Below are 13,565 nucleotides of genomic sequence, written 5' to 3'. Positions count from 1 at the left end.
TTAAAATTTATATCCGATTGATACTCTCCAGTTACGTGGTGCATTGTAGATCCATGCATATTCTCCTCCGTCTCCCCTGTATCCGCTGTAAAGTTTTCTGTTAAGAACATTATTCAACATAAAGTTAACATCGAATTTTTTAGCAACATAGGAAATCCCGAAGTTGGTATCAAAATAATCCGGTAAACTCTGATCTTTTGTGGCACTTACCCCATACCAGGACTGTCTTCCTCCCTGATACTGATAACCGGCTGAAATTCCAAAACCATGTAAAACACCATTCTGGAACCTATAGCTGATCCAGGTATTCTGAACATTTTTTGCATTTCCCGGAGACTGAACCCCAATTCTTGCAGGATCTGTGTCTTTAACCGTTTTTGCATCAGTATATGCATAGTTGATAATAAGGTTCAACCCTCTGACGATCTCTCCTTTGATATCGGTTTCAAAACCTCTTGCCCTTTGCTCTCCGGTAGGAATCTGAAAAGCAACTCCACCGTTTTCGTTGGCATTTCCCGCTACAAGAATATTCTGTCTTCTGATTTCATAAACTGAAAAAGTAGAATTCCATTTTCCGCCGAACCAGTCTTTCTTCAGTCCAAATTCAATATTCTGACCTCTGAAGGGTTCTGTAATCAGTGTCTGATGAATTCCTGTCCCGGATTGTGGTACAAAAGTCTTGTCATAGATTCCGTAAGCCGAGAAGTTCTCATTAATGGAATAACTTACCCCTACTCTTGGTGTAAATTCTCCGGCTGTATCAGGTACAATAGGAGTTCCCGGGCTCAGGTTAGGATAGGCTGAATAGGTTTTACCGCTTGTATATCTTCCTGCTAGGGTTAATCTTAGTTTATTATCAAACATTTCAATCTGATCCTGAGCATAATAAGAAGTATATTTTACTCCCTGATCATTATAAAATGGAGCAGAAGTATTTAAAGTGTAGAAATCAGAAGAAGGAAGTTTTGAAGGATCCACACCATAATTCACATTATAAATGTCGATTGGAAAAGGCCCCCCTGCAAAAGATGAAAAGTCTGCTTTGTATTTTCTGTCTCCGTAATCAAATCCTGCAATAATCTTATGAACAATGTTTCCCGTCGTAAGATTTCCTCTTACATAGGTCTGGAAAATATGATTCTTTCCTTTTGCCTGCCAGTTGCTTAACGTCCTGTTTAAAACATTCTTATTGTTCGCATCAAAAGTTCCCCACCATGAGCCACCGTCATAATTTAAATCCATATAGGCATACTGTGTGCTCCATACCCAGTCTTTGAAAAGCTTCTGGTCTAAGCTTAAAAATAAACTCTGATCTTTGACTTCAGTTTTCTTGAAATTCGGATCATTAAAGTTGGTATGTACATTCAGTGAAGCATATCCGTCATTTGACATCAGGTAAGCTCCCGGCTGATTGAATTTTAAATACTGATAATTATATTGTGCTGTAAATGTAGTGGTCTTTGTAGGTCTGAAAGTAATTGACGGAGCAACAATAATTTTGCTTGTTTTATCATTTTCCACCCACGATTTATTGGAGCTTCCCATTAAATTGATACGGTAATCTAAAACCCCGTCCTTCACAAGGATTCCGTCAAGATCTGCCTCACCTCTGAAAAGGTTGTAGCTTCCCGTTGTGAAACGCACACTATTGGCGAATTTTCCTGTTGGTTTTTTAGTGACCACATTATAAAACCCGGCAGGATCTCCCATAGAACCCATAAATCCGGCAGGACCTTTTACAAACTCTATTCTGTCTATAATAGAAGCATCAGGATTGATGGGTCCCCACGTGGAGGAAACATTCATTCCGTTCATAAAGGTTGCAATACTGGCTCCTCTCATGAAAACATTGGAATACACATTATCCCAGTGTTCCACTTTTCTTGCTCCGCTTACGTTGCGGACAATTCCTTCAGACATATTCAGGGTAAGCTGGTCCGCAAGAACCTGTGAACTTACAGACTGTACATTCTGAGGAAGCTCAAGAATAGGTGTCTGAATTCTTAAAGAACCCGAAACCTCATTCAGCTTGTACTTCTGATAATATCTTCCGTTAACAACTACTTCTTCAATATCATTGGATTTGATGGTATCTTTTTTTTGCGCAGAAACCAGCATTGTTCCCAGTGCGGAAGCACAGATCAGTACATTTTTCATGAAACTCAAATTTTCTGCAAATATATTATTTTTAACTGTTCTAAATAAATAATGAAATTGATATTTATCATAAAATTATTATACAACATATAATAAAAAACCGCTCCGGCTAATGCCAGAGCGGTTTTTATGCAATATTATTAAATTTTTCTTATGCCGGAATTTCTCCTTTGTATAAGAAAGAAATAATCTCTTTGTTAAGTTTATCGATCATTTCACTGAATAGGTGGAAAGATTCCTGTTTATAAATTACCAATGGATCTTTCTGCTCGTAAACAGCTCCCTGAGAAGATCTTCTCAGGTCATCCATTTCACGAAGGTGAAGTTTCCAGTTTTCATCGATAATCGATAGGGTAATGTTCTTTTCAAAGTCATTCACTAAACTCTCACAGTGAGTTTCATAAGCTTCTTTAAGATCAGCTACAATCGTCATTGTTTTGTGACCGTCTGTGAAAGGAACCTGGATCATTTTGAACATGGAACCCTGGTTCTGATATACATTCTCAATGATTGGGAATGATTTTTCTTTCAACAGGTTCAGCTTCATCTGATAATCCTCCTGAGCTGCCTTGAATAAGATATTCGTCAGATCCTGAACATTTTTATTATTAAAATCATTCTGAGAAACCGGAGACTCCATAGTGAAGGTCTTAATGATTTCGTATTCAAAATCTTTATAATTTCCTGTAGCTTTTCCTTTCGCAACGATAGAATTGGCAACATCGAAGATCATATTGGTAATATCATACTTCAGGTGATCTCCGAACAAAGCGTTCTTTCTTCTCTTATAGATAACGTCACGCTGCTTGTTCATAACATCATCATACTCAAGAAGTCTCTTTCTTGTTCCGAAGTTGTTTTCCTCCACTTTTTTCTGTGCTCTTTCGATAGACTTGCTGATCATAGAGTGCTGAATAACTTCGCCTTCCTTATGACCCATTCTGTCCATCATCTTCGCAATTCTTTCAGAACCGAATAAACGCATCAGGTTATCTTCAAGAGATACATAGAACTGAGAACTTCCCGGATCTCCCTGACGTCCCGCTCTACCTCTCAACTGTCTGTCAACACGTCTTGAATCGTGTCTTTCAGTACCGATGATCGCTAGTCCTCCGGCATCTTTTACCTCTTTTGAAAGCTTAATGTCGGTACCACGACCTGCCATGTTGGTTGCAATGGTTACCACTCCCGGCTGTCCTGCTCCGGCAACAATTTCCGCTTCTTTTTTGTGAAGCTTCGCATTCAGTACCTGGTGTGGAATTTTTCTCAATTGAAGTGCTTTGGAAAGCAACTGAGAAATTTCAACCGAAGTTGTACCTACAAGTACAGGTCTTCCGGCTGCTGTTAATTTTTCAACCTCTTCAATTACGGCGTTATATTTTTCACGGTTAGTTTTGTAAACTAAATCCTGTCTGTCATGTCTTAAGATCGGACGGTTGGTAGGAATTACCACAACATCCAGTTTGTAGATCTCCCAAAGCTCTCCTGCTTCTGTTTCAGCAGTACCGGTCATCCCCGCAAGCTTGTTGTACATACGGAAATAGTTCTGAAGTGTAATGGTTGCAAAAGTTTGAGTAGCAGCCTCAATTTTCACATTTTCTTTAGCTTCAATCGCCTGGTGTAGACCGTCTGAATAACGGCGTCCCTCCATGATACGGCCTGTCTGCTCGTCTACGATTTTTACTTCCCCGTCAATAACTACATATTCATCATCTTTTTCAAATAATGTGTAGGCCTTCAATAGCTGGCTCATGGTGTGTACACGCTCGGATTTCTCAGCAAAATCTGCGAAAAGTCTTTCTTTAGCTTCGAACTCATCTTCTTTAGATAAATTCTTTGCTTCCACTTCAGCAATTTCAGTTCCGATATCCGGGAGTACGAAGAAGTTCGGGTCAGAATTCCCCTGAGACATGTATTCAACCCCTTTGTCTGTAAGATCAACCTGGTTGTTTTTCTCTTCGATTACGAAGTACAGATCTTTATCTACAATCGGCATGTCACGGTTGTTGTCCTGCATGTACTGTGCTTCCACTTTCTGAAGCAATGCTCTGTTTCCGCTTTCCGATAAGAATTTAATTAATTGTCTGTTTTTTGGCAAACCTCTGTACGCCTGAAGCAACTTAAATCCTCCTTCCTTAGTGTTTCCTGCTGCGATTAATTTTTTGGCTTCATTGAAAATGGCAGAAACCGTTTTCTTCTGTACTTCAACAATTCTGTCGATAGAAGGTTTCAGAACATCGAACTCCTGTCTGTCTCCCTGAGGAACCGGACCGGAAATGATCAATGGTGTTCTGGCATCATCTACCAATACAGAATCCACCTCATCCACGATGGCAAAGTTCAATTCTCTTTGTACCAGTTCTGAAGGTGAAGTCACCATGTTATCTCTCAGATAGTCGAAACCGAATTCGTTGTTGGTTCCGTACGTAATATCTGAGTTGTATGCTTTTCTTCTTCCGTCTGAGTTGGGCTGGTGGTTATCGATACAGTCGATAGACATTCCGTGGAACTGATAAAGAGGACCCATCCATGCGGAGTCTCTTTTTGCAAGATAGTCGTTCACGGTTACAACGTGTACCCCTCTTTCAGGAAGTGAATTTAAATAAATAGGTAATGTTCCTACCAGGGTTTTCCCTTCACCGGTTGCCATCTCGGCAATTTTACCGCTGTGAAGAATAATTCCTCCGATAAACTGAACATCATAGTGGACCATATCCCAAACTACTGGAGTTCCGGCAGCGTCCCATGAGTTTTTCCAAACAGCCTGGTCTCCCTGAATGCTTACAAAATCTTTTCCTGCAGCAGCTAACTCCCTGTCCCAGTCAGTAGCGGTTACACGAATTTCTCCGTTCTGTGCCCATCTTCTTGCCGTTTCTTTGATCAATGCAAAGGCTTCAGGAAGAATTTGTACCAGAACTTTCTCTTCGATTTCGTAGGATTCTTTCTTCAGAGACTCAATTTTTGAGAAAAGAGCTTCTTTCTCGTCAACGTTGGTTGAATTTTTTATCTGCTCTTTAATCTGTTCTATTTGAGCTGTGATCTTGCTAGTTGCAGATTTTATATTCTCTTTAAACTCAGCCGTCTTTTGTCTCAAACCATCATCCGACAATTGTTGGATGTTGGGTTCTACAGCTTTGATTTTTGTTACAACTTTTTTTACTTCTTTTAGGTCCTGCGCTTTTTTGTCTCCCAAAAACCCTTTAAGAACTTTGTTTAAAAAACTCATAAATTTTTTGCTTTATGCTTAATGCAAAATGCTTTAAGCGTTTTAAATAACACGCTTATCGTGTAAATTAATATATAAAAAAGGGCAAAAAAGCTCTAAGCACGCAGCCTAAAGCTTATCGCTTTATTAATATTCGTCCTCGTTCCAAAGGAAGTCCTCATCGGTAGGGTAGTCACTCCACACTTCCTCAATAGATTCATAAATTTCTCCTTCATCTTCGATTGCCTGAAGGTTTTCCACTACTTCCATAGGTGCACCAGTTCTGATTGCGTAGTCAATAAGCTCTGCTTTTGTCATTGGCCAAGGTGCGTCACTTAGATATGAAGCTAATTCTAATGTCCAGTACATAATTTTCTAATTTTTTGCAAAAGTATAAAAATAGGTTGTATAATAAACTTTTTTATACTTGATTTTCAATTCTTTTTATAATTTTTTCTTGTAAATGTCTGTCACCAACTGCATGGCAGCCATGTCAGCAATTTACTTAATGTCGTTTTCTCAAAAACCATTCCACAAATTTTTTTATGCCATTTTGGAAGTCTGTCGCGGGTTGATACCCTATTAAAGTCTTTGCTTTTGTGATATCTGCATTGGTTTTTGTGACATCTCCCGGCTGCATTGGCAGAATTTTTTTCGTGGCAGATTTTCCAAGGGCATTTTCTATGGTAGTGACCATCTCAGATAAAGGCACAACTTGGTTTTCACCAAGATTGAGAATTTCATAAACCCCGGAATGGTTCTCCAGATAAAGGATTGATTTCAGGATCCCGTCAATAATATCATCTATATAGGTATAATCCCTGGCTGTGTTTCCGTCGCCGTAGAAAGGGATTTCCGTTCCTTCTGAAATAAGGCGGGTGAATTTGTGTATGGCAAGATCCGGTCTTTGTCTCGGACCATAGACTGTAAAGAACCTGAGCTGTATCATATCTATATGGTATAGGTTATGATAAACATGCCCGAGTATTTCTCCGCTTTTCTTGGTAGCGGCATAAGGAGAGATGGGATTGTCTACATTGTCCGTTTCGGCAAAGGGGATTTTTTCATTGTTCCCGTAAACACTTGAAGAGGAAGCACAAATGAATTTTCTGATATTGAATTCTTTGCATAGTTCCCAGAGATTCATGGTGCCTCTCACATTCACTTCTTCATATTCTAAAGGCCTTTCAATAGAAGGGCGTACTCCTGCAAGGGCAGCCAGGTGAATGACCATGTCAATGGAATGGTTTTTAAAGATCGTTTCAAGTCCTTTTAGGTCCCGGATATCCTGATAATAAAGAGAATATTGATCAGACTTAGTGAGGGAAATTAAGTGCTGAATATCTGTCTCTTTGTCAGAGAATTCAAAATTCGGAATTTCACCGATTGACTCTAAAGTATTTTTAATTTTTACCTGATAGCTGTAGAAACTATCAAAATTGTCAATGTTTATGACAGAATGTCCATTTCTTAATAATTGCTCAATTAAATGTGAACCAATGAACCCGCTGCCTCCTGTTACAAGGTAAGTCATCTGTGATTTTTTATGAGTGCAAATATAAATTTTACTTTTTGAAAATATAATCATTAAATTTACTTAAAAAAAGTAATATAAATACAATATGCAGTTTCAAGGGCAAATTTTAAAAATGACGAGCTACGATGACAAGCCAATCCAATACTACCTTAATCTTTCAGGAGACCTTATTCATATGAATGAGTTGTTTGGAAAGGAGCTAAGCATAAAGCATGTTGGATTTCAATGTGTAAACTGTGGTGAAAATAAACCAATCTACAGAATGGGATTCTGCAAGAACTGTTTTTTTGAAAGCCCGTATGCCAGTGATACCATTATCCGCCCTGAGCTTTCTACAGCGCATCTGGGAGTTGCCGAGCGGGATCTGGAAGTAGAAAAAGAAATACAGCTTCAGCCGCACACCGTATATCTTTCCTATACCGGAGATGTGAAAGTAGGGGTTACCAGAAATACACAGATTCCTACCAGATGGATTGATCAGGGAGCTACTTTTGCCTTACCTATTGCAAGAACGGAAAACCGATATGAAGCAGGGATGATAGAAGTGGCGTTGAAAGAACATCTTCCGGATAAGACCAACTGGAGGAAAATGTTGCAGGATGATTTCGAGGGAGAGGTGGACCTTGCAGATTTCAGACAGAAGATCAAAGAATATTTCCCGGAAGACTTTCAAAAGTTTTACAGTGAAGGAGAAGAGCTTTGGATGTTTGATTATCCTTTTGAGAAACCGGAAAAAGTAGCCTCATTTACATTAGATAAAAAACCTGAATTTACAGGAAGACTTACCGGGATCAAAGGACAATACCTTGGTTTTGAAGGGGGGAATTTCATAAATGTAAGAGGGCATGAAGGATATGTGATCGAATTAGAAATAAAATAAATAGAAAAGAATCAGAATGTATTGCTCTGATTCTTTTTTTATTCTTAATCAGTATAGCAGCTTTCTTATAAATTCTTATATTTAAAGTATATTAAAAAAATCACAATATGAAAAAATGGGTAAAAAGACTATTAATAAGTTTCGGAATCCTGGCAGGAATTATTCTTGCAGCAAATTTCGGACTGAACTATTGGCTTAAAACCCAGCTTCCCGGATACATTAAAAAGAATACAGACTATAAAGTTTCCTACAAGACACTGGATGTAGACCTGGGAACAGGAAATATTCTGTCAACAGGTATTTCCGTAAACAGCAAAAATCCGCAGAATACTAATGTTATTGGGCTTCAGGGAACAATTGATACCTTAAAAATCAGCCGTTTTGGAATTTATGATGCGATTTTTAATAAAAGAATAAGCTCTTCCGATCTGCTGTTGGCAAAGCCCAATCTGAATGTCATTCTGGCAAAACCTGTTGACCGTAAAACCGGTAAAAAAAGGAATCCGTTCCTGTTTGAGAATATTCGGATCAATGATGGTTCTATTGCTATTTTCAGAGATACGAAACAGAAGTTTTTATCTGTTCAGCAGCTCAATCTCTTTGTAGAAAATCTTCAGATGACGGAAGAATCTGTAGAAAATAAACTGCCTGTCGTTTTTGACCGCTACAGCATCAGGGGAAAAAGCTTTTTCTTCCGGCCGGATCAGGTATATGCGATCACGATCAGTTCTATTAATACAGAAAACGGACAGATGTCTGTTGAAAATTTTAAGCTGACTCCGCTCCTGTCTTTCAGTCAGTTTAAAAAATTCTATCCGAAAAAAACTCAGTTGTTTGAGTTTACCATTCCTGCAATGGAATTTAAAGATGTGGTTTTAAACAAAAATAAAGCCTCTCTTACGAATGCTGATTTTCAAAATCCTGTCCTTACCGTTTACAATACGGGAGTAAAAGCAAAAAAAACAGAGAAAAAATCGAACTTTGAAGTTAATTTAGAAAAAATAAAGCTTAACAATGCTGTTGTTCAGATCAATAAACCGGATGGCAACAGGCTTTTAACGGCCGGAAATCTTAACCTGAATATCAACAAGCTTCTGTTCAATAAAGAAACCTCAGAGCAGGTGGTTCCTGTAGGATATAAAGACTTCACCTTTTCCGGAAAAGATATTGTGTATTCGGACCATCAGAATATTACTATTGGAAGTATTGCTCTGAAGCCTTCCAATGGGGAAATCAGAGATGTCATATTGACATCGGGAGATCTCTCAGGGAAAAAGACTGTAATGGAATTAAAAACCAGTCATATTGCTTTTAATATCAATAAGCTGGATTTTGTGGATAAAAAGCTTGTGCTGGATTTCAAAGACGTTCTTATAGAAAATGCAAACGGAACCATCAAAGGCGGGGAAAATAAGCCTGTTAAAAAATCCGGCCCCGACATCATACAATCTGTTATAGTACGTAAAGTCTCTCTGAAAAATTCCAATATAATATATGATAAAGGAAAAGAACCGCTGGCCTTTCATGACCTGAATGCTACGGTCAACAATATTGAGCTCTCTCCCAAGCCTGATAACCAGGGACTTTCTTTTACCGTGAAAGACTACTTCCTGACGACCAGGAACCTTGCCTACAAAACGCAGTTTTATAATCTCAGTCTTGGCCTTCTGAAACTGAATAAAAATAAAATTCAGATCAATAACTTTGCGATGAAGCCTCTCGTTTCGAGAGCCCAGTTTATCAGAATGATACCCGTGGAAAGGGATCTGTACGATTTGAAGGCCGGACAAATAACAGCAGAAGGGAGCTGGGACCTGTTTTCTCAAAATAAATCGATCAATGCTTCCCATGTAGTCATACAGGCTGCAGATGCCAATATTTTCAGGAGTAAAATTCCGAAAGATGATCCCAAAATAAAGGCCCTTTATTCAAAAATGCTCCGTTCCATCAAAATCCCGATGACGGTTGACCATCTGGATCTGAAAAATTCCGTTCTGGTATACGAAGAAGATACCCCTGAAAGTATGGGGCCAGGAAAGCTGACGTTCGGGAACTTTAATATGAATGTAAGGAACCTGAATTCCGCCAAAATAAAAGGGAAGCCTACAAGAGTAGATATTAAGATCAACTGCTCATTTATGAATCAGTCACCGCTATCTGTCAGCTGGAACTTTGATGTAGCTGATCAGAACGATGCGTTTGCGATTTCAGGTAAAACAACCGGTCTTCCTGCCAGTGGAATCAATCCGTTTATCCGGCCTTATCTTCATGTGACAGCTACAGCGGGAACAATTCAGGAGATGCTTTTCAACTTTAAAGGAAATCCTGCAGGTCTGCATGGAACATTCAATCTGAAGCATAAAGATCTGAAAATTGCGGTTTTAGATAAGGATAATCATGAAAAAAAAGGTTTCCTGACCGCTGTTGCTAATGTTTTTATTAAATCAGACTCCGGAAGTTTCCCGGAATCGGTGACGGTAGAAAATGTAGAACGTGATCCTACGAAATCATTCTTCAACCTTTTCTGGAAAGGCATTGAACAGGGGTTGAAAAAGACCCTGATTGGTAAAAATGTAGAGAAAACCGAAGCAAAAGTGAAAAATGCGGTTTCTTCCGTAAAAGACATGAAGCAATCTGTGAAGGAAATAAAACAGGAAATTAAAAACAAAACCGCCCCTAAGCCGGAAGAAGAGAAAAAAGAAAAGAAAGGTTTTCTGAAAAAGATATTTAAAAAGAAAGATCATTCAGAAGAATAATTTTTTTAAACCATTGAAAATATTCAGAGGAATTAAAGACGGTTTATTGAGGCTGTCTTTAATATTTTACATGAAATCATCTCAATGGTTTAAAAAATAATGTAGAGCTTTGTCCATCTTAGAAATTGAATTCATCACTTTCCAGAATGGTGATTTTTCTGAGGAATTCATCAAATTCCTGTCCTGGATAATTGCTGTCGGCACCGTAAGAATCTATAATCATCCCTTTATTTCCTGTGTCATCTTTTACCACATAGAGTACCGCATTGTCATCCGGGTTACTGTCTCCTTCAAAACGGTATGTTTTTAATATTGTCAGTTCGGAAGGCTGATATACTTTATCAGAATTTTCAAGCTTCATCTCACAGCTTTCATTCATTCTGAATTCCCGGTGTATTCCTCTTTCAGAAAGCGTTTTCATCACTTGGCTTAAAGTCGTCATTCTGTCGATGTTTTCTGGATTTTCCATAATGCTATTTTTCCTGTTTAGTACAATAATTAAACCATTGCATTTCTAAAGATAAGAAAAATAGTGGATTATAATTTTCCTAAAAATAAAGTTTAATGTTAACAAAATTTATAATTCGAAAAAATTAAATAGGTATACTTTTTGCAATGGTAATAACAATAAATCAAAGAAAATATGAAAAAAGAAGTTGGAGTTTTACTGGCAGGGGGAGTTGGTCTTTTGGCAGTATTAAGTTTAATCAGCATCAAAAAAATATTGACTAAAAAAGATAAAAAATATAGTGATACCTATTCGGATTATCACAGACACTTTGATGAAAAGAATCTCGACGACGAAAATCACGGAGTTGAGTTTTATGCGCTGAAGTAGTAAAAAAATATATTAATTATGTTTAATCCAACACTTTTGAAGGTGTTGGATTTTTTTGTGGAAAACTTTTAATGTTAAAACTCATGATTATATAAAAATTCCATTCTAATTTTACAACGGAATGCAAAACGAAAATTTCATAAAAGGTCAGGGAGCGCAGCGAAATGTTATCAACCGTTTCGACAGGTATACCTATGAGCCTGAAGATGAAGATTTCGAAACCGTGAAAACCTCTTTTACCGAAGTATTTCCTAAAACTATTGTCAATCAGGTAAAAAGCGAAGATCTTCCGATGGAATATTCAATGAATCCCTACCAGGGATGTGAGCATGGATGTTCCTATTGTTTTGCAAGACCTACTCATGAATATTGGGGCTATAGCGCCGGAATTGATTTCGAAAGAAAGATCATGGTAAAGAAAAATGCGCCAGAACTTCTGGAGAAATTTTTTCAGAAAAGAGGGTATAAAGCAGCTCCTATCTTATTATCCGGAAATACAGACTGCTATCAGCCCGCTGAAAGGCAATTTGAAATTACCAGAAAACTCCTGCAGGTTTGTCTTGATTACCGGCACCCTGTCAATATTCTGACAAAAAATGCATTGGTATTGAGAGACCTTGATATCTTAAAGCCAATGGCAGAGCAGAATCTTGTCTCTGTTTCCCTTAGTATCCCAACCATCAATGAAGAATTGAGACGCAAAATGGAGCCGAGAACGAGTTCAGCTCCAAATAAATTAAAAGCCATTGAAATGCTCTCTGAAAATAAAATTCCAGTTCATGTTATGGTGGCCCCTATTATTCCGGGATTGAACAGTGATGAACCTTTAAATATCCTGAAATCTATATCAGATGCAGGTGCTTTAGGATTTGGATATACACTTGTGCGGTTAAATGACACTGTTGAGCCGGTTTTTGTTAATTGGATCGAAGCGCATTTCCCGGACCGGGCACAAAAAGTACTGAACCTGATCCGCTCGATGCGTGGAGGAAAACTTGGTGACAAAAGATATTTCGAAAGACAGAGAGGGGAGGGTAATATTGCAGACATGATTCACACCACCTTTAAAATAGGAAGAAAGAAGTTTTTTGACGGCAAAGAATTCCCTAAACTTTCCACTGTAAACTTCACCGGAACCAAAGATCAGCAATTAAGATTATTTGATTGATGGTTTCAAAGAATTTTCTCCATACTATACGGTAAGGTAGATTAGTCTTTTCCGATCAATTTTTCACTTCATATATATTATTATATAGTATCGCATTTTTCAGGAGCTTCATCCTGCTATCCACTCATACTCCTCACGCCTTTCGCTTCCAGGCATCAATCCGGCAGCTTTCCAGCCTATGCTGTGGGGTAACCGTTTCTATCAGGGCTAGGGGAGGAGGCGTTGTCATAAGTAATAAGTAATAAGTAATAAGTAATAAGTAATAAGTAATAAGGTGTACAATATTCAATAGGAACGGGCTTTAGCCCGTTCTCATCAAAAAGAATAAATTCCATTGGCTTTAGCCCAAACTTAGAAACACAAATCACCACACGCAAAGTATATCCACTCCCTTTGTCATACCGCAGGCACCCTAACCCATTTTTCACATAACCAAAAACTAGTATAATATAAAAAGAACTTCCGCAGTTATCTCTCATTACCCATTACCCATTACTAATTACTCATCTTATATACCACTTCAGTCCCTTATTCCCCTCCAACTCTCTCCCTCTCTCACCCTCCCACCCCTTCCTCAAACATTTGTTTAAAATTTTTCTACCTCCCTGTCAGCCGTTTAGCGAAAAAACTTACCGGAATATGAAATTTATGTTAAATAAACTTGTTTTGCTTTATTATAAGTTGCTATCTTTGCCCCACTGAAAAACGAAAGACATTCAGTAAGCGCAGAAGAGCTTTTAGATAAGCAAAAACGATATACTTTTCAAGAGAGTCAGACGAAAAAAAAACTTTTAATTTTTATCAGATAAAAGTTGCGGGTTAAAATAAAGTTTGTATCTTTGCAGTCCCAATTAAGGGAGCGCAGAAGGGGTAGAAAGATTGAGGTTTAGGAAGGAATTAAGGTTACTTAAAAAACTTTAAAATTTTCTTCAGAAACATTTGGTCAAATCAAAATAAAGTTTTACTTTTGCACTCGCAAATACGGAGCGACACTGACAGAAAAGATTGCTACGTTAAAAAGCGG

9 protein-coding genes are annotated in these 13,565 nt (G+C 38.0%); 4 read left to right on the top strand and 5 right to left on the bottom strand.

Annotated features, from left to right (window positions below; genetic code table 11):
• From BBI00_RS15375 to BBI00_RS15360, 4 genes are all read right to left on the bottom strand, one after another.
• Window positions 1–2,157 (bottom strand): TonB-dependent siderophore receptor, encoded by a 2,157-nt coding sequence (locus BBI00_RS15375; RefSeq protein WP_065399776.1) that lies wholly within the window; start codon window positions 2,155–2,157, stop codon window positions 1–3.
• A 151-nt stretch (window positions 2,158–2,308) separates the two neighbouring features.
• Window positions 2,309–5,383, bottom strand: a complete 3,075-nt coding sequence (gene secA / locus BBI00_RS15370) for a preprotein translocase subunit SecA (RefSeq protein ID WP_065399775.1) — start codon at window positions 5,381–5,383, stop codon at window positions 2,309–2,311.
• Between the two features lie 126 nt (window positions 5,384–5,509).
• Window positions 5,510–5,731, bottom strand: a complete 222-nt coding sequence (locus BBI00_RS15365) for a DUF2795 domain-containing protein (RefSeq protein ID WP_002662059.1) — start codon at window positions 5,729–5,731, stop codon at window positions 5,510–5,512.
• Between the two features lie 136 nt (window positions 5,732–5,867).
• On the bottom strand, window positions 5,868–6,896 hold the full coding sequence (locus BBI00_RS15360; RefSeq protein ID WP_065399774.1) for a GDP-mannose 4,6-dehydratase: 1,029 nt from the start codon (window positions 6,894–6,896) through the stop codon (window positions 5,868–5,870).
• Window positions 6,897–6,984: 88 nt separating this feature from the next.
• Between BBI00_RS15360 and BBI00_RS15355 the strand changes: the two genes are divergently transcribed.
• Entirely contained in the window at window positions 6,985–7,779 is a 795-nt protein-coding gene (locus tag BBI00_RS15355) for a DUF2797 domain-containing protein (protein WP_065399773.1), read from the top strand.
• Between the two features lie 107 nt (window positions 7,780–7,886).
• The gene (locus BBI00_RS15350; protein ID WP_065399772.1) at window positions 7,887–10,535 is read left to right on the top strand and encodes an AsmA family protein; all 2,649 of its coding nucleotides are present in this window, start codon (window positions 7,887–7,889) and stop codon (window positions 10,533–10,535) included.
• 118 nt (window positions 10,536–10,653) lie between these two features.
• Here BBI00_RS15350 and BBI00_RS15345 read toward each other — a convergent pair whose 3' ends face one another.
• The gene (locus BBI00_RS15345; protein ID WP_065399771.1) at window positions 10,654–11,004 is read right to left on the bottom strand and encodes a hypothetical protein; all 351 of its coding nucleotides are present in this window, start codon (window positions 11,002–11,004) and stop codon (window positions 10,654–10,656) included.
• Between the two features lie 174 nt (window positions 11,005–11,178).
• Here BBI00_RS15345 and BBI00_RS15340 point away from each other — a divergent pair, with 174 nt between their 5' ends.
• Window positions 11,179–11,373 (top strand): hypothetical protein, encoded by a 195-nt coding sequence (locus BBI00_RS15340; RefSeq protein ID WP_065399770.1) that lies wholly within the window; start codon window positions 11,179–11,181, stop codon window positions 11,371–11,373.
• 121 nt (window positions 11,374–11,494) lie between these two features.
• The gene (locus BBI00_RS15335; protein ID WP_065399769.1) at window positions 11,495–12,541 is read left to right on the top strand and encodes a PA0069 family radical SAM protein; all 1,047 of its coding nucleotides are present in this window, start codon (window positions 11,495–11,497) and stop codon (window positions 12,539–12,541) included.
• Window positions 12,542–13,565: the final 1,024 nt, after the last annotated feature.

Origin of the sequence: Chryseobacterium arthrosphaerae, assembly GCF_001684965.1 — a bacterium.
Lineage (GTDB): Bacteria > Bacteroidota > Bacteroidia > Flavobacteriales > Weeksellaceae > Chryseobacterium > Chryseobacterium arthrosphaerae.
This window is presented reverse-complemented; position numbering and strand designations above follow the sequence as displayed.

Excerpts from the sequence above, each read along its gene's own strand:
- BBI00_RS15350 (WP_065399772.1), top strand. The coding sequence starts at position 7,887 with ATGAAAAAATGGGTAAAAAGACTATTAATAAGTTTCGGAATCCTGGCA.
- BBI00_RS15335 (WP_065399769.1), top strand. The coding sequence starts at position 11,495 with ATGCAAAACGAAAATTTCATAAAAGGTCAGGGAGCGCAGCGAAATGTT.
- secA (WP_065399775.1), bottom strand. The coding sequence starts at position 5,383 with ATGAGTTTTTTAAACAAAGTTCTTAAAGGGTTTTTGGGAGACAAAAAA.
- BBI00_RS15340 (WP_065399770.1), top strand. The coding sequence starts at position 11,179 with ATGAAAAAAGAAGTTGGAGTTTTACTGGCAGGGGGAGTTGGTCTTTTG.
- BBI00_RS15365 (WP_002662059.1), bottom strand. The coding sequence starts at position 5,731 with ATGTACTGGACATTAGAATTAGCTTCATATCTAAGTGACGCACCTTGG.
- BBI00_RS15355 (WP_065399773.1), top strand. The coding sequence starts at position 6,985 with ATGCAGTTTCAAGGGCAAATTTTAAAAATGACGAGCTACGATGACAAG.
- BBI00_RS15360 (WP_065399774.1), bottom strand. The coding sequence starts at position 6,896 with ATGACTTACCTTGTAACAGGAGGCAGCGGGTTCATTGGTTCACATTTA.
- BBI00_RS15375 (WP_065399776.1), bottom strand. The coding sequence starts at position 2,157 with ATGAAAAATGTACTGATCTGTGCTTCCGCACTGGGAACAATGCTGGTT.
- BBI00_RS15345 (WP_065399771.1), bottom strand. The coding sequence starts at position 11,004 with ATGGAAAATCCAGAAAACATCGACAGAATGACGACTTTAAGCCAAGTG.